Origin of the sequence: Pseudoalteromonas sp. B131b, assembly GCF_037162545.1 — a bacterium.
GTDB classification, from domain to species: domain Bacteria; phylum Pseudomonadota; class Gammaproteobacteria; order Enterobacterales; family Alteromonadaceae; genus Pseudoalteromonas; species Pseudoalteromonas fuliginea.
Genome location: NZ_JARLUZ010000001.1, coordinates 389,058 through 407,937 on the forward strand (window position 1 = coordinate 389,058; position 18,880 = coordinate 407,937).

An 18,880-nucleotide genomic window follows, 5' to 3' on the forward strand; every position below is an offset into this window, starting at 1 on the left:
AATGGCTTACGAAATCACTTTAATTAGTCTATTGAATTACATGGAAAGCCATAAATAACGGAAGGTGAAATCCTCTCTCGCTGATTCCCTAATTGAATCCTGTAGCCATGAAATAAACATAATAACCGATGATATTTAAATACTAACCATCAGTTATAATTAGTATTTTCATCCCTCAGGATTGAAATTCATTTGAAATAAAAAGACATTTAACTGCAGCCTAAAGTCTATAATACAATTGAGTAAATAATTTCTAATTTTAAATAATAGTTTTTATTAGTTTTCTCCTTAAGTCGACTGAGGTTGAATTATCATGGTCATAGCCGAATAAATCAAAATAAACATCATATTCATTGCGTCTTGTATTTAATAATTAAATACAGCTTTAAATAAATTAAATTCGCTGATTGTAACAAGTAATTAGTTACTATTTTCGGTCATTCATAATATTATTAATTCGTTTGAGGAAGTACCATGCGGTCTTGAGTTATCGCAAAACAAATTATAATTATCTTGCGAATCCTAATGGTAACCTTGAAAAAGGAGCTTAAATAATTATATATAATGTAAGCCCACTTAAAGGACGAATATGGATAGTAAAGATAAAAAAGAGCTTAGCGAGACCGATATTTGTGATTTATTTATCACTCCCGCAATTAAAAAAGCAGGTTGGGATCAATTAAAGCAAGTTCGACGTGAGTTCCGTTTAACTCCCGGACCTATTGGCGTCCGAGGAGATCTATCTTTTCGTCGTAAACATAAAAGTAAAATTGCTGATTATGCGCTTTTTTGGAAACCGGGTGTACCAATTGGCATTGTTGAAGCAAAAAATAATAAGAAAAAAGTAAGTGAAGGTATGCAGCAAGCTTTAAGCTATGCTGCTACCCTAGAAGTCCCAAGTGCATTTAGTTCAAATGGTGATGCTTTTGAGTCTAGCAACTTACTCGCTGAGCCAACGGAAGATGTACAAATTGAAATTCCATTAGACCAATTTCCTCCTCCAGAGTTACTTTGGCTGCGTTATAAGCAATTTCACAATATTGCCGATGAAATGGAAGACGTGGTCTTGCAACCCTTTCATACCGACTCGTCAGGTAAAGAACCAAGATATTATCAAATAGATGCAATTAACCGTACGGTTGAAGCTGTAGCGAAAGGCCAGCCTAAAATACTACTCGTCATGGCTACTGGTACCGGAAAAACCTACACCGCATTCCAAATCATTTACCGTTTACGTAAAGCTGGGAAGGCAAATAAAGTACTGTTCCTTGCGGATAGAAATATCCTTGTAGATCAAACTCTAATGAATGATTTTAAGCCATTTGGTTCTACTATGTGCAAGATAAAAAATAGAAAAATCGATCCGTCATACGACGTGTATTTAGGACTATACCAAGCGTTAACAGGCCCTGAAGAAAGTGATAAAATATTTAAAACAGTTTCACCTGATTTCTTTGATCTTATTGTTATTGATGAGTGTCATCGTGGCAGCGCTAAAGACGACTCTAATTGGCGTGAAATTTTACAATACTTTGACAGTGCTACTCAAATAGGCCTAACTGCTACACCAAAAGAAATTAAGCCAGTTGATGGTGAAATAATTAATCCTGAATATAACATTAAATATTTTGGTGAACCCGTTTACAAATATAGCTTAAAACAAGGCATTGATGATGGTTTCCTTGCGCCTTATAAAGTAATTAAAATTGATATTGATCGTGATATTTCTGGCTGGTCTCCGCCAGCAGGCATGACGGATGATTTAGGCTCAGAAATTGAGGGGCGAGTTTATAATCAGCAAGATTTCGACAGAACCTTAGTGCTCAACCAACGTACTAAACTTATTGCAAAAGAGTGATGAAGTATCTTCGTGCCTACGATCCTTATGCAAAAACAATTATTTTTTGTGAAGACATCGAACACGCTGAGCGTATGCGTAAAGCTATCACCAATGAAGCAAGAGAGTTTGTTAGAGAAGATATACGTTATGTTATGCGTATTACCGGTGACAGCGTTGAAGGTAAAGCTGAATTAGACAACTTTATTGACTCTGAAAGTCGTTATCCTGTTATTGCAACAACCTCAGAGTTACTTAGCACTGGAGTTGATGCTAAAACCTGTAAACTTATTGTGTTAGATAAATCCATTAAAGCTATGAGTTCTTTTAAACAGATTATTGGTCGTGGTACACGTATCGATGAAGAATATAATAAATTTTACTTCACCATAATGGACTTTAAAAAAGCAACTGAGCTGTTCTACGATGCCGACTTTGATGGTGAGCCTGTCATTATTTATGAACCAACAGATGATGACGACCCATTACCACCAGATCCTGATCCAGAGCCAGAGGACGATGAATACATCGATGATGGGGATGACGAAGACAAAGAGCCAAGAATAAAAACCTATGCCAGTTCTGTTTCTGCAAGAATAATATCTGAGCGTTTATTAGTACGCGAAGAAGGTGGTGTGTTTATTACTGAAAGCTATCGAGATTATAGTAAGCGTACTATCACTGAAGATTACAGCTCGCTTGATGACTTTTTAAAAAGTTGGAATAGTACCAAGAAGAAAAAAGCGATTATTGATGAGTTAGAGAAAAAAGGAATATTAATCGAACAACTTGCGCATGAAGTCGGTAAAGAGTTCGAATATTTCGATTTAATCTGCCACGTAGCGTATGATCAGCCGCCTTTAACACGTAAAGAAAGAGCGCAGAATGTTAAAAAGCGGAACTACTTTGCTAAGTATAGTGAACAGGCAAAAGAAGTATTAAATGCACTATTAGACAAATATCAAGACGAAGGTGTGGCCGCCATTGAAACGGGTAAAGTATTACGTTTAAAACCGTTTGATCAAATAGGCACACCAATGGAAATCGTTAACGACGTCTTTGGTGGTAAACAGCACTACGACAACGCAATCAATGAATTAGAACAACAACTATATCAACAGGAACAAGCTTAATGAGTAATATTTCCGGCATCATAAAATCAATTCAAGACATCATGCGTAAAGACGTGGGTGTTGATGGCGATGCACAAAGAATTAGCCAACTTGTGTGGCTATTTTTCTTAAAAATATATGATGACCGTGAAGCTGAGCAAGAACTGTTAGATGATGATTTTCAATCACCCTTGCCTGAAGAGTTACGTTGGCGCAATTGGGCGGTAAATCGTGAAGGAATAACCGGTGATATATTATTAGACTTTATAAGAACTCAGTTATTTCCTACTTTACAGACCAACTTAAACGTTCACTTGAGAAGTAACGAAGGCGCACAAGCACGCGTTATTACCATGGTATTTGAAGATGCCATTAATTTTATGAAATCTGGCACCCTGTTGCGCCAAGTGATTAATAAAATAAACGAGATAAATTTTAATAATACTAATGATCGCCATACCTTTGGTGGCATTTATGAGCAAATTTTAAAAGATTTACAAAGTGCGGGTAACTCTGGTGAGTTTTATACCCCACGCGCGGTAACCCGTTTTATTGTTAATCGTGTTGACCCTAAATTAGAAGATAAGGTACTTGACCCTGCCTGTGGCACTGGCGGCTTTTTAAGCTGTGCTATTGACCACAAACGTGAGCATTATGTTAGTTCACCCAGCGATGAGCAAACCCTAGCAGAGTCGATTAATGGTGTTGAAAAAAATCGATGCCACATATGTTGTGTATCACTAATATGATATTACACGGTATTGATACGCCCCAGCAGATCCGTCATGACAATACACTAGAAAGACCTTACAAAGATTACACTGAAAAAGATCGTGTAAACGTAATTTTAACCAACCCGCCTTTTGGTGGCATGGAAGAAGACGGTATCGAAAACAACTTCCCAGCTAAATTCCGTACCAGAGAAACCGCTGATTTATTTATGGCGTTAATCATCAGGTTATTGAAAAAAGATGGTCGTGCTGCCGTGGTTTTACCCGATGGATTTTTGTTTGGAGAGGGCATGAAAACCCGTTTAAAAGAAGCGTTAACCACTGAATGTAATTTACATACCATTGTTCGCTTGCCTAAAGGGGTATTTAACCCTTATACCGGCATCAATACCAACATTTTGTTTTTTACTAAGGGCGATGGTACGCCAGACACAGCTACCAAAAATATATGGTTTTACGAACACCCATATCCTGAAGGTGTAAAAAGTTATAACAAATCTAAACCAATGACCTTTGAAGAATTTCAACCAGAAATTGACTGGTGGGGAGATGAAGCTGACGGTTTTTCCAGCCGTGAAACTACAGAGCAAGCATGGCAAGTGAGCATTGAAGAAATTCAAAAGCGCAATTACAACCTAGATATTAAAAATCCACATATTGGTGAAGTTATCAATCATGATCCTGAACAGCTATTAGCAGAATACAATCAACAGCAAGGTGATATTCAAGCCCTGCGTACACAGCTAAAAGATATTTTAAGTGCAGCGTTAGCTGATAACGGTCAATAGGCTTTTTAGGTAATAACAATATGACAAAGTTACATAACTTAATTACCGATAATATCGACATTTGGACCAGCGCAATAAAAAAACGCTCGGCAACAGGTCGTGGTAGCAGCAAAAAAATTGAATTAACAGGCGTTAAAAAATTACGTGAATTGATTTTAGATTTAGCTGTTAGGGGTAAACTATTATCTCAAGACCAAAATGATGAACCAGCTTCTAAACTATTAAAAAGTATTGATAAAGAAAAAGCTCAATTAATTAAAAATAAAGAATTAAAAAGATCTAAGGTATTACCTGAACTTTTAGAGGATGAGTGCATTTTTGATATACCAGAATCTTGGTTGTGGTGCAGATTAGGTAATATATGTAAAAAATTGACGGATGGGTCTCATAACCCTCCTTCGAATTCTGGTATGGGGTTTCCTATGCTGAGTTGTCAAAATGTAAACTATGGAAAAGTCGATTTTTCGTCCCCTTCAAGATATGTGACTGAAGAAGATTTTCATCAAGAAAACAAACGTACAAGAATTCAGCCCAATGATGTTTTGTTAAGTATTGTAGCTTCAATCGGACGTTCGGCCGTAGTGCCAGATGATGCTCCTAAATTTGTTCTGCAACGAAGTGTGGCTGTTTTACAATCACAAATGTCACCATCTTATTTTTCATACATGTTAACTTCCCTTTGTGTATTAATTATTACAACAGACATGCGAAAGGAACTGCTCAAAAGGGCATATATTTAGGAAAGTTATCTTTGATGCCCCTAGCAATACCTCCTTTAGCGGAACAACACCGCATAGTTGCTAAAGTAGACGAGTTAATGGCTTTATGTGATCAGTTAGAGCAACAAACTGAACAAAGTATTAGTGCTCATAAAACCTTAGTTCAGGTTTTACTTAATACATTAACCGCAAGTTTTGATGCCCATGAGTTTAACCAAAACTGGGCAAGAATTGCTGAACACTTCGATACTTTATTTACCACTGAAGATAGTATAGAGCAATTAAAGCAAGCCATCTTACAATTAGCTGTTATGGGTAAGTTGGTAGCGCAAGATGTCAATGATGAACCTACATCGAAACTATTGAAGATAATTTCTGATGAAAAGAAAAAATTAATATCAGACAAAAGTATCAAAAAAGTTAAAGAGCTTCCAAAATTAACTAACGAAGATAAGCTGTTCGATTTACCTAATGGTTGGGAATGGGGTCGTTTTCAAGATATTGCAGCGAATGTGAACAATGCTTTGAAAGCTGGCCCTTTTGGCTCGGCACTAAAAAAATCGATGTATGTGGAAACTGGTTTTAAAATTTATGGTCAAGAACAAGTAATTTCAGGAGATGAAAATCTTGGTGATTATTACATTGATAATGAAAAATATGAAAGCTTATCTTCATGTAAAGTTGCTTCAGGAGATATACTCATTAGTTTAGTTGGTACTATTGGTAAAGTCTTAGTTTTGAGTGAAAACTGTCAACCTGGAATAATAAATCCACGTCTTGTTAAAATTAGTCTCTTCGAATCGATTAATAGAAAGTTTATTCAAAACATATTGGCTAGTCCTCTTATTCAATTTGAGTTAAGCGAAAAAAGTCATGGTGGAACTATGAATATATTAAATCTAGGTTTACTCAAAGAGCTTGTATTTCCTATCCCACCAATTGAAGAGCAAGAAAGAATTTGCACCAAAGTTTTTCAACTTATGACTATTTGTAATCAATTAAAATTACAAATATCCGAAGCGCGACAGTCAAAAGTTAACTTAGCTGAAGTCCTAGTTCAGCAAGGTTTAAGTCATTAAGGATTGATGAGTATGGATGCTAAATGGTGTAAACAAGATAAACATAATCAGTTTGATTGCCTTATTGATTTTAATGACTGGTTAGATGGTGAAGAAGACTTAGCAGAAGCTAAAAGAGTAGAGCTAAGTCTTGATCAGTTTTCTTACCCAAGCAAAGCATTATTTGCGGGTGATAAAAATGCTTATCATGGTGTATTGGCAGAATATCGCATTCAGCAAATGCAAAAAGCGTTAAGTCATACGTGGTTAACTGACACTTGTGGGGACCTTCATTGGTATCAAAAAAATCAAAGTAGGTTAATACAGTTATTAGACTTAATTGCCAAAAAAGAAGTAGTGCCTTTTATAGGTGCTGGCTTGTCGGTAAATGGTGGTTTTCCTACTTGGAAAACGCATTTGAAAGCTCAAGGGAGAACTGCGGGCTTAAATGGTGCTGAGGTTGACGAACTAATTGATCAAGGTAACTACGAAGAAGTCATCCATCAAATAGAGCAGCAAGATTACTTAGAAACATTCGAACAAGAGCTGTTTGACTCTTTTATTCATGTCAACAATGTCCCTGAAAGTATCATGTTATTGGGGGTATTGTTTTCAGATACACTCATCACTACCAATTATGATTGTTTATTAGAGCATACCTATCAGACTGAGTTTAAATGTGATGTTGAGGTGATCGATAACCGAGAACCAAATAAAAAGCCTGATCAAAAGAAAATATCAGTAATCAAACTACATGGCGATATTCATTCGCCACAAAGCTGTATTATGGGTAAAAACCAATATGATGCAGCTTACGGTGTCGGCGATATCGATTTATCTTTACCACTTCCTAAGTTACTTGAATTTCACTTTACAACAAACAGTTTATTATTTTTAGGCTGTAGTTTAAATAATGATAGAACGGTTGAAACTTTTAAGAAAATAAAAAAACAAGCCCGAGCCGATGCTAAAACATTACCTATTCATTATTCTATTGAACAAGCACCTGAAACAGAGGCTGAGATCAGCGTCAGAAATAATGAGCTACTAAAAATGGGTGTCGCACCTATTTGGTTTCAACCAGAACAGTTCGATACCATTGTTGATATTCTAAAATACGCTCAACACGAAATGAATTATCGTGAAGCCATGACTCCCCTAAAAAAGAAGAAATGACTATATAGCTCACAACCCTCCATTATTATTCAATAAAATCCAAAAAGTATTAAATTAATTTATCAAAAGTTAACTTAATACTTGCTAACATTGAAAGTGTAAGCGATAGTCCACTTGATCTTCTTGATTATAAACTATAAAGACTATTATGAACATCTCAGAACTTTGCGATATAAGATCAGGTACATCGTTTTCACAGAAAGTTAAGCATTGTGAAAATGCTGACTATTGGGTGATGGAAAGTAAGTGTGCTAACTCCGATGGTTCAATAGATACTAAATCGCTAGTTAACGCGTCATTACAACAATTCAAAATGCCAACTAGAGCACTGTCTAATCAAGAGATCCTTATGCGTGGTAAAGGTGGCTCGCATCAAGCTATTTTGTTTGAAGAAGTAAGTGATAAGTTACCAATATTTCCGACATCATACTTTTTAGTTTTAACACTTAAAAATACAAAAATAGCGTCTGCTAAATTTTTAGCTTGGTTGATTAACCAGCCTAAATATCAAGAAAAGTTAAAGTCGCTCGCTAGCGGTGTGACGGTTAAACATTTAACGAAAACGAAATTCTTAAAATTCGAATTAGATATACCACCATTAAATAAACAGCACCAATTACTCGAACTCGATAGCTTAATGAAGCAAGAAAATAATTTATTAAGTGAATTAGATGGATTGAGAAAAGAGTATTACCAGGTATCAGTTTCAACTTATTTGGAGCCAAGCAATGGATAAGAACAATAAACAAAAAATACAGAAATTGGTTACAGAGCTTCTAGGCATGAGAACACTGAATATTAGTTTCGAAACTGTTGAACTTTTGGCTGTATTTATTATTTACGCTGATATATCCAAGCGAGAGGTTCTTATCGATGAGCAATATGACTCAAATAAAGAGTTCATTAAAAGCACAATAGAAGACTTATCAAGAAGCAGTGAATCTGTAAAAGAGCTTATTTTACCTTTAAAGCGCTATTTAGCATCTAGCTTAGAGCGTGTTGATGACATTATAAACAATTTTACTTTGTCGCAAAGAGATAACATGCCTCAAGAAGGTATTAACTGCTGCCTTTCATTATTTGAAGAGTATAAGGGACAACATACTGATAACTTGGTAACCCCTAGGGCTGAGGGATCCCCACTTTATCCAGCGGCCTCTTTTTGATAATTAGAAATAAAGTTTTTTAAACTTTTTTCTATATAGCTTTGTGTAATACGTCTCTTACATAGCTTTATGACTTGCTTGGCTAAGGTTAAAAATGAAAGAACTCGGCGATTCTTAACACTATTTGCTTGAAATTTTATATGCCACTTTCTTTTTTCTGCTTCACACCCTATAAACCATAACGCAGTGCTCGCTATTGTGGCTATCAAGCATAATATTCCTATTCTATTTATGCCGGTGCTTTTACTAAAACGCCACGAAAAACCATATCTCAAACTTTTGTCATCGCGGAAATTTTGCTCTATTTGCATTCTTTTACTATATAAACCAACTACTCGCTTACTCGTCATTGTATTGTCTGATGTCGCGAGTAACCATGGCTCTTTCGCTAAGTTTTGATACATTTTTGTATCTTTCGTAAATCTGCTTTTTCCTTTTCTTCCTTTATTTTTTCCATGATATACGTGTAAAAATGCATCGCATGCTGTCGGGCTGGACTGAGTTAGTCGTGCTTGACCTAACGCCTTTGGTATATCGCTGGCACCAGCCCTAAGTTGTTTTAATGTATGCCATTGTGATTGCATGGCTAGTTTACACTTCATTGAGCCTCTTAATCGACCTATCATATGCCAACCAAGTTCGCGTACTTTACTATACCAAGGCGTAAGAAAGCCGCCGTCTGTTACAATATAGACACTAGGATGTCGTCCAAGCACTTCATAAAGTTCATCTAAAAACAGGCTGTTGGTTGCTGGGCTATCAAAATTCTTCTGCTCAACAATCATGTTATAAATCACGATAGAGCGCCCATCCACAAGTAAGCTTGCTCGCAGTAAGTGATAGTCGTGACCACAGGCACCGCTCCAGTCAACGGCAATTGCAAGCATTGGTAAAGAGTCGATAATAGGATGAGCTAATGCTTTATAGATAGCGACCCTTTCATTGTAGAGGTGAGTATTTTTTAAGAAGCGATCAACGCGTTTTATTTTATGTTTTACATCCACAGCGCCAGACAAATTTCTGCCGATTTCAGTTAAGGTAAGTTTATTGCCCGAAATTAATGCATTACTGCAGCTTAGTAATGTTTTTACTCTGGCATTATTGAATGGCGCTAATGCATGTTTAAAGTACTTATGGCAAACTGATGTGTCAGGCATAGCAGTTGTGACTTATGTGGGTTGTGGTGATTTACATAAGATCATAAATTGCTGTGCCTGTCACGTTTTGGGGATTCGTCAGCCCCTAGGGCTATCCTTGAATTATCAAATGATCTTTTTAGTTTTCCTGATAGTTCAAGAGTACTTGATTTAAATGCTCGAAAAGGAGAGTGGTCAGATCTATTAATGGAAGGTATGTATAGTGAACGTCTATCTTTAACTGATTATTGCTTTGAGCCTAGTCATTTTGTTATTAATACACTAAAAGCAAAGTTAACAGGAGCAAAGAATAGAGAGGTAAAACTTCATGTTAATTACGATTTAAGTGATATTGAGCGAAATGGCTATGATGTTATTTTTGCTAACCCGTCATTTGGAAATATGCCTCTTGAATCAAGCTGGAATCCAAGACATAAAATACACACTCATTTTTTATGTCTGGCACTAAAGGCATGTAAAGCTGGCGGAAAAATTATCTTTATTGTTCCTGAAAGCTTCTTAAATAGTGGAGGGAAATACGATTATAGACTAAGAGAAGAGCTGATTAATGAAGGCGATTTAAAAACGGTTATTCGTCTTCCAAGTTCAGCATTCGAACCTTACTCAAAAGTTAATACAGCCATCTTAGTCATCGAAAAAAGTACTAAAAAATCTTCTGTAACTTTCATTGATTTAAACAAAAGACTAAATGAAATTGAGCCTCAAGATACTCAGGATATTCTTAAGTTAAGTCAAAGGGAGTCACCTGATTCATTATTGCCTCACTCAATAGTAAGTTTAAATGAAATAAAAGAAAATGGTTTTGATTTCAGGGCTTCTAGATATATAAAAAGAGAATTGATAAAGTATATAGCACCCCGAATGAGCTTAGAGATAATATAAATGCCAAAGAAAAAGAGTTAGAGAATGTTCGTTTAAAGATCGAAAGTTTAATTGGGCTAATGGAGCAAGAAAAATGAAAGAGCTAATGGTATTAATTTGTAAAAGCAAACCTTTAGTTTTGACGCTTGCTATATGCGCCATAATTCTTGCTGTTGGAGTTTCGTGGGCGCTCATTGACTCTAAAAAAGTGACATATGTAAATGGCACTGTAAAATTTGAACTAACTAAAAATTAAGTAGTAATGGCATGGATTGGTTAAATAATAAAAATACACTTGTGAGTATACGTAACAACATTGACTATTATTCGATTCTGATCAAAAAATATAATATGTCTGAATTTAATTTTAAAACTCAACTTCACCATTTGTAGGTGTTTTTGAAAACTACGGAGTGCGTAGGAACTAGACTCCAACATTTTTATATTTATTAAACATTAAATGCCGCATGTGAAAATTAAAAGTAATACAGTTTACTTGTTTGCAAAGTAAACAATTTATCTGCGATAATTATTCATTGCCTCAGTAGTTCTAAGTAAACTGCACCATAACGATATAGTTTTGGATATCCACTATCTATACTTCCTAATCAATCTAAGCATATTGCCCACAAGCAAATCCACAGCTCCAAGCATACTGGAAATTGTAGCCCCCTAACCAACCCGTTACGTCAGTTACTTCGCCTATAAAGTATAGGCCTTTAGCTTTTTTAGCTTCAAAGGTTTTTGAGCTCAACTCGTCGGTATCTACACCGCCCAATGTTACTTCTGCTGTTCTATAACCTTCTGTGCCATTGGGTTTAATTTGCCACGCATGAATATAATTTACTAACTCATCTATTTGGGCATGTGTAAGCTGATTAATATTACAATCTGGTATCGCTTTGCTTTCGTGTAGTATTTCTATAAAGCGTTTAGGTAAAATAGTTGCAAGGCTGTTTTTTAACGACTTTTGGGCTTGCATTTCTCGCCAATCAGCAAGTTGCTGCCTTAAATCAATTTCAGGTAATAGGTTTATAGTTACAGCCTGCCCTGCTCGCCAAAATGAGCTTATTTGCAATATTGCTGGGCCCGATAACCCTCGGTGAGTAAAGAGGATATTTTCTTTAAATACGGTGCCGTCTTCGCTTGAAACTTCACATGGAATGCTAATTCCCGAGAGCCCTTCAAAACGCTCTTTATCATGCTGATGCAAAGTAAACGGCACAAGTGCAGCCATAGTTGGTAACACGCTTAAGCCAAACTGCTCTGCAATTTTATAACCTATTGGTGTAGCCCCTAGTTTTGGCATAGTTAAGCCACCTGACGCTATAACTAGCGACTCACAGCTTAAGGTTTCTTGCTCTGTGGTAACGCTATAGCCGATTTCGGTTTTTGATACGCTGATCACTTCATTGCGTAGCTTTATATTTACCCCTGCCCACTCACATTCGGTCAGTAAAATATCAACAATGTCTTGTGCATTGTTATCGCAAAATAGCTGGCCTAGTGTTTTATGGTGATACGCTAATCCGTGCCTGTCCACCAGCTCAATAAAGTCATGCTGTGTATAGCGACTTAAACATGATTTAACAAAATGAGCATTTGCGCATAAGTAGTTATCGGGGGTTGCATTTTCATTTGTAAAATTACAACGCCCACCACCACTTATTAAAATTTTACGACCTGGTTTTTTCCCCATATCAAGTACTGTAACGCTTCGGCCACGGTATCCTGCTTGCGCTGCACACATTAATCCTGCAGCTCCCGCACCTATTACTATTACATCTACTTGGGTCATTTATTTATCTCGTTAAAATTTTTTCGATTATAGCAAAGTTTAACAACAAACAGCGCGCAATCATTATCAATAATAACGCAACAAAATAAACCAGAAAAACAACCAATAATATTAACAAATCATAAAAAGCACGAAACACCTTAAAAACAACGACAAAAGTATTAAAAAACCATTAAAGTTCTTAGTTATAACCAAACAAAATACATAAAACGAAATTAATACTTTAACTGTATTAACAAATACTTTACCTTTGTTCCTACATCGTGAGCATTAATCACGAAATTACTAATAAAATCTAGGAAAAATTATGACAACAAGAAAAACTTTTCAAAAGTGCGCTATAGCTTTAACTGTAAGTACGCTTTTTTCAGCAACATCAAGTATGGCAAATCCAGCTCAAGCAATTGCTCCTTCAATGGCTGAAACCACAGCAAAACTACAAATCCAAAGCGGTTTTGAAACCCAATTCATTATTAAATATAAAAATAACAGTAATGAACTAGCCACTTTTTCAACAGCGAGCGCTAACTCATCAAATATGAAACAACGCGCTCAACGTTTTGTTAAAAACTTTTCGTCTAAAAAAGGGAAGGTAAAAGGTAAATATGTACGTGCAATGGCACTTAATAATCACCATGTTATGCGTGCAGACAAGAAGCTAAATGCAGCCGAAGCGCAAGAGTTTATGCAAGATGTTATTGCTTCTGGCAATGTTGAATACATTGAAGTCGATCAAATGTTGCAACCTTTTTCGACACCTAATGATCCTCGCTTTGATGATCAATGGCATTACTACGAGCAAGCGGGTGGTCTAAACTTGCCAGCAGCATGGGATACAGCAACAGGTAGCGGCGTAGTGGTCGCGGTGCTTGATACAGGCTACCGCCCTCATGCTGATTTGAATGCAAATATTCTCCCTGGTTACGATATGATTTCTAACTTGTCGGTAGCAAATGATGGCGGTGGTCGTGATAGCGATGCTCGCGATCCTGGCGATGCGGTTGCAGCAAATGAATGTGGTTCTAACGGTGCACAAAACTCTAGCTGGCATGGTACGCATGTTGCCGGCACAGTTGCTGCTGTCACTAATAATGGTGAAGGTGTTGCTGGCGTTGCTTATAATGCAAAAGTAGTTCCTGTTCGTGTGCTTGGTAAGTGTGGTGGTTTAACATCTGACATTGCTGACGGCATTATTTGGGCATCAGGTGGAAGTGTTTCAGGCGTTCCTGCAAACTCAAACCCTGCAGATGTAATTAACATGAGTTTAGGTGGCAGCGGTTCATGTAGTTCTACAACGCAAAATGCGATTAACACAGCACGTAGCAATGGCACTGTTGTGGTTATTGCAGCTGGTAACGATAACGACAACTCAGCAAACTACAATCCAGGTAACTGTAGCGGTGTAGTAAACGTAGCATCGGTTGGGCGCAACGGCGGTCGCGCTTATTACTCAAACTACGGTAGCAATATTGATGTTGCAGCACCTGGCGGCGCACAAAGTTTTGCAAACGACTCTGAAGGCGTTCTATCAACTTATAATACAGGCTCGTCAACACCTTCAAGTGATAGCTACGGTTTTTCACAAGGTACATCTATGGCAGCTCCTCATGTTGCTGGTGTTGCAGCACTTATTAAGCAAGCTAAACCAAATGCTACGCCTGATGAGATAGAAAATATTCTAAAATCGACAACGCGTTCATTCCCAGCTTCATGTAATAACTGTGGTACTGGTATTGTAGATGCAGCAGCCGCTGTTGCTGCAGCAAGTGGCGGTACGACAACAACACCACCTGCAGCCGGTGGTGGCTCAGTAAGTGATGTAAGTGCTAATGCTGGTCAATGGAAACATTACACCCTAGATGTACCTGCCGGTATGTCTACATTTACCGTAACAACATCAGGTGGGACTGGCGATGCTGACTTATTTGTTAAATTTGGTAGCCAACCAACAGCATCAAGTTACGACTGCCGTCCATATAAAAATGGTAACGCTGAAACATGTACATTCTCAAGCCCACAAGCAGGAACATGGCATTTAAGCGTTAACGCTTACAGCACATTCTCTGGCTTAACTCTTACCGGACAATATCAGCCATAATTTATTGAAACAACTCCCTGAGAGCAAAGGTCAAGCTGAAAAGCTTGGCCTTTTTTTATTTAAAAACAATTTATAGCAACTCGGATTACGCCAATCTGCTTATATGGGTTTATTTAACGATAAGATAATTGCGCAATAACAAGGTGAAGTATGACTATAGTTGTTATCACTAATTACTCAGTGCCTTACTTTATCCCCTACATCCATACAGTCGACTATGAATCATTTTTAATACGGTGAGTAATACCAATCCGCAATAATACTTAATCAATTTGGGGGATTAAATCTGACGCTAACTGTGTTAAAAATTTCTGATATAGGACAACTAAATAACGAAATTTTTGCCTTGTTATCAACACGGTTTTCTCACCTCAAAGTAGATCACTTAATTAGGGTATGTTGTTCTTTTAAGGTTAAATTTGCAGCATTCTGTTTGGTATTCAGGCAAGGCAGAGCCTATGCAGTGTGGCTATTCCCCATAAATAGGCAATAACGTAGCATTAATACCAAACAGGCGCTGCCCAAAGGATTCTTCCTAGGGGCTATTTATTCTTTGTTGCCTGCATGGATGTAGGTAAGGGGCGTGAGCAGGACGCGGAAGCTTTGCTCGGTTTTTACTTATTCTTACATGGATGTAAGCCAGTAGAGTAACGCAGGAGCAGTTACCGAGCCCACTAGGTTACAAATTTCGCGCCGCGATTAAATAGCCCCTAGTTTGAACAAATTTTAATCCGCAAAGATCAACAGACCCAAGAAAATTGGTATAATTAAGAAATTAAAGCTATGTAGTTAACCTGAACTCTGGATAATAAATCTATCTCAAGCAGAGTTCAGGTTAGTTAATTATTCAAACCAATATTAAATTACTTAACCACAAAAACAAAAAACCCAGCCTAGGCTGGGTTTTTACATTCTAAAAGAAGAACTAAAATTACTTAATTTTAGCTTCTTTAAAAAGAACATGTTTACGAATCTTTGGATCAAACTTTTTGATTTCCATCTTCTCAGGCATGTTACGTTTGTTTTTGTCAGTAGTGTAGAAAAAACCAGTACCGGCAGTTGAAACTAAACGGATTTTATCGCGCATGATTCAGATCCTTAAACTTTAACGCCGCGAGCACGGATTTCTGTAAGAACCGTGTCGATGCCTTTTTTATCGATAATACGCATACCTTTAGTAGTAGTGCGTAATGTTACAAAACGTTTTTCACTTTCAACCCAAAAACGGTGTGTTTGTAGGTTAGGTAGGAAACGACGTCTAGTCGCGTTTCTCGCGTGTGAACGGTGATTACCAACCGCTGGACGCTTACCTGTAACTTGACATACTTTAGACATGTCTATATATCTCCAATAACTTCGCTCGAGCTTAATTTAATCTAAGGCCGTGTATTTCTGCCCTAGAGATAAATCGAAGGGCGCTCTTTATACAGCTTTTACAGGCAAAGATCAAATACTGATCTATCCAACCAGCTCATATGTAAATTTGATAGCGGCCAATTATAAAGATCGAATGCCCTTAGGGAAAGTAAAAACTGCATTTAAATTAAACTAATTTGCCAAAACGTATTAAACAGCTCATTTTTAGCACATTTATCTATCTAAGGAGCTAAATTAGGCCTCGCTCAGCAAACGAAACACAAGTTTCACCGCCAACAATGATGTGATCGAGCACACTTATGTCGACCAATTGCAGCGCTTGTTGTAATTTATTAGTGATGAGTTTATCTGCTTGGCTTGGCTCTGCAATGCCACTTGGGTGATTATGAGCAAAAATAACAGCAGCCGCATTATTCTTTAGCGCAGCCTTTACCACTTCACGCGGATAAACACTGGCAGAATTAATTGTGCCATAAAAAAGTATTTCGTCTTTAACTAAACGATTTTGACTATCGAGATATAACACCATAAACACTTCTTGCTGCAAACCACGCATTTGAATTGTCAGGTAATCGTAGACTGAATTTGGCGAATTAAATACGGCATCTCGTTGGCAACGTTCCTGCATGTAACGTTGACTTAACTCAAGTACAGCTTGTAGCTGTACATACTTAGCAGTTCCTAATCCCTTTTGAGAGCAAAACTCTTCAATACTGGCGTTAAATAAATTATGCAGTGTTTTATTTTCATTCAATAAATGTTGAGCCAGCTCAATAACATTCATACCCGGTAACCCAGTACGTAAAAATATAGCTAGAAGCTCTGCATCACTTAATGCTTTGGCCCCTTTTTCAATGAGCTTTTCACGAGGGCGAAGCGAATTAGGTAGTGCAGTGAGTTGCATTATTCATCCTTGAGGAGCAAAAGTGTTCTATAAATGTAATGCAAAATTCAAATTTTGCCCGTTATTTTAGTATTAAAACTTAGCTCAATAAGCAAAGATTTGTTATTTTAGACACAATATTAAATAAGACTGATAAACAACCATGATCACTTTAACGAACAAAAAAATTGTACTTGGCATTAGCGGTGGTATTGCGGCTTATAAATGCGCTGAGCTAGTAAGGCGATTAAAAGATTCTGGTTGTGAAGTAAAAGTAGTCATGACTGAATCCGCTAAGCACTTTATTACACCATTGACTATGCAAGCTGTAAGCGGCGAAATTGTCTCAGATTCATTATTAGACCCTTCAGCCGAAGCTGCAATGGGCCATATTGAATTTGCAAAATGGGCTGATCTAATTTTAGTTGCTCCTGCAACGTGTAATATTATCGCCAAAATGGCCGCTGGTATTGCTGATGATTTACTAACTACGCTGCTACTGGCGACACCTGCAAAAGTAGCTGTTGCGCCAGCAATGAATCAACAAATGTATGCCCACGCAGCCACACAGGCTAACTTGGCAACGCTAAAGGCACGTAACGTACTTATTTGGGGGCCAGGCAAAGGCGAGCAAGCTTGTGGCGATGTTGGCGCAGGACGCATGCTAGAGCCACATGAACTTGTCCAGCTATGTATTACAAAAGAGCACCCACAACTGCTTGTTGGCAAAACAATTACAATAACAGCAGGTCCAACGCGAGAGCCACTCGATCCGGTGCGTTTTATATCAAATCACAGCTCAGGGAAGATGGGCTACGCACTTGCAGAAGCGGCTTTATTACTTGGCGCAAAGGTTAACTTAATTTCAGGCCCTGTAACTATAAAAGCCCCTACTGGCGCAAATCTTATTAATATAGAAAGCGCTGAGCAGTTATTAACTGAATCACTTGCTTACGCGCCACAATCAGATGCTTTTATTGGCTGTGCTGCTGTTGCAGATTACCGAGCTGCAAATATTGCGACTCAAAAAATGAAAAAGCAAGGCGACGAACTCACACTGACTTTAACTAAAAACCCTGACGTAATTGCTGCTGTTGCTAATCTTAAGCAAAACCGCCCTTATACAGTAGGGTTTGCCGCTGAAACACAAAACGTAGAAAACTACGCTAAAGGTAAACTAAAAAACAAAAACCTAGATATGATTTGCGCTAATGACGTGTCAAAAAGTGGCTTAGGGTTTAATTCCGATCATAATGCTTTAACACTGTACTGGCATAATGAACAACTAGAATTACCACCAACAAGTAAAACAGAAATAGCCCGCAAGGTGATCGAACAGCTGGCCAAACATCTATAAAAAGGCTGGAAACAAACTGAATAAAACATTAACATACGCCATTCATTTGAACAAAAAATGACTAGGGTTCTTAACTGCGCCACTAAGAATAACTAATAAAAAGGAATGTTCATGCCTGCGACAAAAAGAAGTAATCGCAAAGAGCAAATACTGCAAGCACTCGCACAAATGCTAGAAACCAGCCCAGGGCAACGAATCACTACAGCTAAGCTAGCTGCTGAGGTAGGTGTATCTGAAGCTGCGTTATATCGCCACTTTCCGAGCAAAGCACGTATGTTTGAGGGCTTAATTGAGTTTATTGAAGATACTCTTTTATCGCGCATTAACCTTATTTTAGAAAACGAAAAAGAAAGCCAAGCACGTATATATAATATTTTATTGCTGCTACTCACATTTGCTGAAAAAAACCCAGGCATTACACGTATTCTAACTGGCGATGCTCTGCAAGGTGAACAAGAGCGATTACGTGAGCGTGTACAAAGTTTTTTTGAAAAACTAGAAACTCAGTTTAAACAAGTACTTCGTGAGAGAAAGCTTCGTGAAGGTAAAAACTTTCAAAGTGATGAGCTTACGCTTGCAAACTTTTTACTTGCTTACGTTGAAGGAAAAATGAATCAGTTTGTACGTAGCGACTTTAAAGTTAAACCAAGTACTCAATTTGAAAAACAATGGCTTGAGCTACAAAAAATTTGGCTGTAATGTTTGCTAAATTAATAAATTAAATACGATAAAACGACCTACGGGTCGTTTTATCGTATATAG

General features: G+C 37.4%; 15 protein-coding genes and 2 pseudogenes. 12 read left to right on the plus strand and 5 right to left on the minus strand.

Going from position 1 to position 18,880, the window contains the following annotated elements; genetic code table 11:
* The first annotated feature begins 589 nt into the window (after positions 1 to 589).
* The 7 genes and pseudogenes from hsdR (at position 590) to P4S65_RS01955 (ending at position 8,587) form a co-directional block, all read left to right on the plus strand.
* Positions 590 to 2,970, plus strand: a pseudogene (gene hsdR, locus P4S65_RS21850) (EcoAI/FtnUII family type I restriction enzme subunit R).
* Positions 2,970 to 4,468: pseudogene (locus P4S65_RS01930) on the plus strand (N-6 DNA methylase). The pseudogenes hsdR and P4S65_RS01930 overlap by 1 nt, the downstream one beginning before the upstream one ends.
* Positions 4,469 to 4,488: 20 nt before the next feature.
* Positions 4,489 to 5,208, plus strand: coding sequence for a hypothetical protein (locus P4S65_RS01935; RefSeq protein ID WP_337119476.1), 720 nt, complete (start codon positions 4,489 to 4,491; stop codon positions 5,206 to 5,208).
* Positions 5,130 to 6,266 (plus strand): restriction endonuclease subunit S, encoded by a 1,137-nt coding sequence (locus tag P4S65_RS01940; RefSeq protein ID WP_337120723.1) that lies wholly within the window; start codon positions 5,130 to 5,132, stop codon positions 6,264 to 6,266. Before P4S65_RS01935 ends, P4S65_RS01940 begins: the two co-directional genes overlap by 79 nt.
* 12 nt (positions 6,267 to 6,278) lie before the next feature.
* Entirely contained in the window at positions 6,279 to 7,421 is a 1,143-nt protein-coding gene (locus P4S65_RS01945; RefSeq protein ID WP_337119477.1) for an SIR2 family NAD-dependent protein deacylase, read from the plus strand.
* A gap of 148 nt (positions 7,422 to 7,569) precedes the next feature.
* Positions 7,570 to 8,157: a restriction endonuclease subunit S gene (locus P4S65_RS01950; protein WP_337119478.1), complete on the plus strand. Its 588-nt coding sequence runs from the start codon at positions 7,570 to 7,572 to the stop codon at positions 8,155 to 8,157.
* Positions 8,150 to 8,587, plus strand: coding sequence for a hypothetical protein (locus P4S65_RS01955; protein WP_337119479.1), 438 nt, complete (start codon positions 8,150 to 8,152; stop codon positions 8,585 to 8,587). The genes P4S65_RS01950 and P4S65_RS01955 overlap by 8 nt, the downstream gene beginning before the upstream one ends.
* Here P4S65_RS01955 and P4S65_RS01960 read toward each other — a convergent pair.
* Entirely contained in the window at positions 8,566 to 9,744 is a 1,179-nt protein-coding gene (locus tag P4S65_RS01960; protein WP_050484169.1) for an IS4 family transposase, read from the minus strand. The two genes, P4S65_RS01955 and P4S65_RS01960, sit on opposite strands and share 22 nt — an antisense overlap.
* A 48-nt stretch (positions 9,745 to 9,792) precedes the next feature.
* Between P4S65_RS01960 and P4S65_RS01965 the strand changes: the two genes are divergently transcribed.
* A complete protein-coding gene (locus P4S65_RS01965) occupies positions 9,793 to 10,626 on the plus strand; it encodes an N-6 DNA methylase (protein WP_337119480.1) in 834 nt (277 codons plus the stop codon).
* Positions 10,627 to 10,699: 73 nt separating this feature from the next.
* A complete protein-coding gene (locus P4S65_RS01970) occupies positions 10,700 to 10,861 on the plus strand; it encodes a hypothetical protein (RefSeq protein ID WP_008138094.1) in 162 nt (53 codons plus the stop codon).
* Between the two features lie 357 nt (positions 10,862 to 11,218).
* Here P4S65_RS01970 and P4S65_RS01975 read toward each other — a convergent pair whose 3' ends face one another.
* Positions 11,219 to 12,403 (minus strand): NAD(P)/FAD-dependent oxidoreductase, encoded by a 1,185-nt coding sequence (locus tag P4S65_RS01975; RefSeq protein WP_337119481.1) that lies wholly within the window; start codon positions 12,401 to 12,403, stop codon positions 11,219 to 11,221.
* 307 nt (positions 12,404 to 12,710) lie between these two features.
* On the opposite strand from P4S65_RS01975, the gene P4S65_RS01980 reads away from it, so the two are divergent.
* A complete protein-coding gene (locus tag P4S65_RS01980; RefSeq protein WP_337119482.1) occupies positions 12,711 to 14,501 on the plus strand; it encodes a S8 family peptidase in 1,791 nt (596 codons plus the stop codon).
* A gap of 931 nt (positions 14,502 to 15,432) precedes the next feature.
* Here P4S65_RS01980 and rpmG read toward each other — a convergent pair.
* The 3 genes from rpmG to radC all read right to left on the minus strand — a co-directional run bounded on the left by rpmG (position 15,433) and on the right by radC (position 16,782).
* Positions 15,433 to 15,588, minus strand: a complete 156-nt coding sequence (gene rpmG, locus P4S65_RS01985) for a 50S ribosomal protein L33 (protein WP_004335545.1) — start codon at positions 15,586 to 15,588, stop codon at positions 15,433 to 15,435.
* Positions 15,589 to 15,599: 11 nt separating this feature from the next.
* Entirely contained in the window at positions 15,600 to 15,836 is a 237-nt protein-coding gene (gene rpmB / locus P4S65_RS01990; RefSeq protein ID WP_004335549.1) for a 50S ribosomal protein L28, read from the minus strand.
* Positions 15,837 to 16,107: 271 nt separating this feature from the next.
* Positions 16,108 to 16,782 carry a RadC family protein gene (gene radC, locus P4S65_RS01995; protein WP_007378615.1) on the minus strand — a complete coding sequence of 225 codons (675 nt, stop codon included), beginning with the start codon at positions 16,780 to 16,782 and terminating at the stop codon, positions 16,108 to 16,110.
* Between the two features lie 142 nt (positions 16,783 to 16,924).
* Between radC and coaBC the strand changes: the two genes are divergently transcribed.
* The gene (coaBC, locus tag P4S65_RS02000) at positions 16,925 to 18,118 is read left to right on the plus strand and encodes a bifunctional phosphopantothenoylcysteine decarboxylase/phosphopantothenate--cysteine ligase CoaBC (protein WP_008138084.1); all 1,194 of its coding nucleotides are present in this window, start codon (positions 16,925 to 16,927) and stop codon (positions 18,116 to 18,118) included.
* A gap of 111 nt (positions 18,119 to 18,229) precedes the next feature.
* Positions 18,230 to 18,817, plus strand: a complete 588-nt coding sequence (gene slmA, locus P4S65_RS02005) for a nucleoid occlusion factor SlmA (protein ID WP_007378613.1) — start codon at positions 18,230 to 18,232, stop codon at positions 18,815 to 18,817.
* Positions 18,818 to 18,880 lie beyond the last annotated feature (63 nt).

What these genes read in the sequence shown, in the direction of transcription:
- P4S65_RS01935 (WP_337119476.1), top strand. Translation starts at nt 4,489, where the DNA reads ATGACAAAGTTACATAACTTAATTACCGATAATATCGACATTTGGACC.
- P4S65_RS01945 (WP_337119477.1), top strand. Translation starts at nt 6,279, where the DNA reads ATGGATGCTAAATGGTGTAAACAAGATAAACATAATCAGTTTGATTGC.
- P4S65_RS01950 (WP_337119478.1), top strand. Translation starts at nt 7,570, where the DNA reads ATGAACATCTCAGAACTTTGCGATATAAGATCAGGTACATCGTTTTCA.
- P4S65_RS01955 (WP_337119479.1), top strand. Translation starts at nt 8,150, where the DNA reads ATGGATAAGAACAATAAACAAAAAATACAGAAATTGGTTACAGAGCTT.
- P4S65_RS01960 (WP_050484169.1), bottom strand. Translation starts at nt 9,744, where the DNA reads ATGCCTGACACATCAGTTTGCCATAAGTACTTTAAACATGCATTAGCG.
- P4S65_RS01970 (WP_008138094.1), top strand. Translation starts at nt 10,700, where the DNA reads ATGAAAGAGCTAATGGTATTAATTTGTAAAAGCAAACCTTTAGTTTTG.
- P4S65_RS01975 (WP_337119481.1), bottom strand. Translation starts at nt 12,403, where the DNA reads ATGACCCAAGTAGATGTAATAGTAATAGGTGCGGGAGCTGCAGGATTA.
- P4S65_RS01980 (WP_337119482.1), top strand. Translation starts at nt 12,711, where the DNA reads ATGACAACAAGAAAAACTTTTCAAAAGTGCGCTATAGCTTTAACTGTA.
- rpmG (WP_004335545.1), bottom strand. Translation starts at nt 15,588, where the DNA reads ATGCGCGATAAAATCCGTTTAGTTTCAACTGCCGGTACTGGTTTTTTC.
- rpmB (WP_004335549.1), bottom strand. Translation starts at nt 15,836, where the DNA reads ATGTCTAAAGTATGTCAAGTTACAGGTAAGCGTCCAGCGGTTGGTAAT.
- radC (WP_007378615.1), bottom strand. Translation starts at nt 16,782, where the DNA reads ATGCAACTCACTGCACTACCTAATTCGCTTCGCCCTCGTGAAAAGCTC.
- coaBC (WP_008138084.1), top strand. Translation starts at nt 16,925, where the DNA reads ATGATCACTTTAACGAACAAAAAAATTGTACTTGGCATTAGCGGTGGT.
- slmA (WP_007378613.1), top strand. Translation starts at nt 18,230, where the DNA reads ATGCCTGCGACAAAAAGAAGTAATCGCAAAGAGCAAATACTGCAAGCA.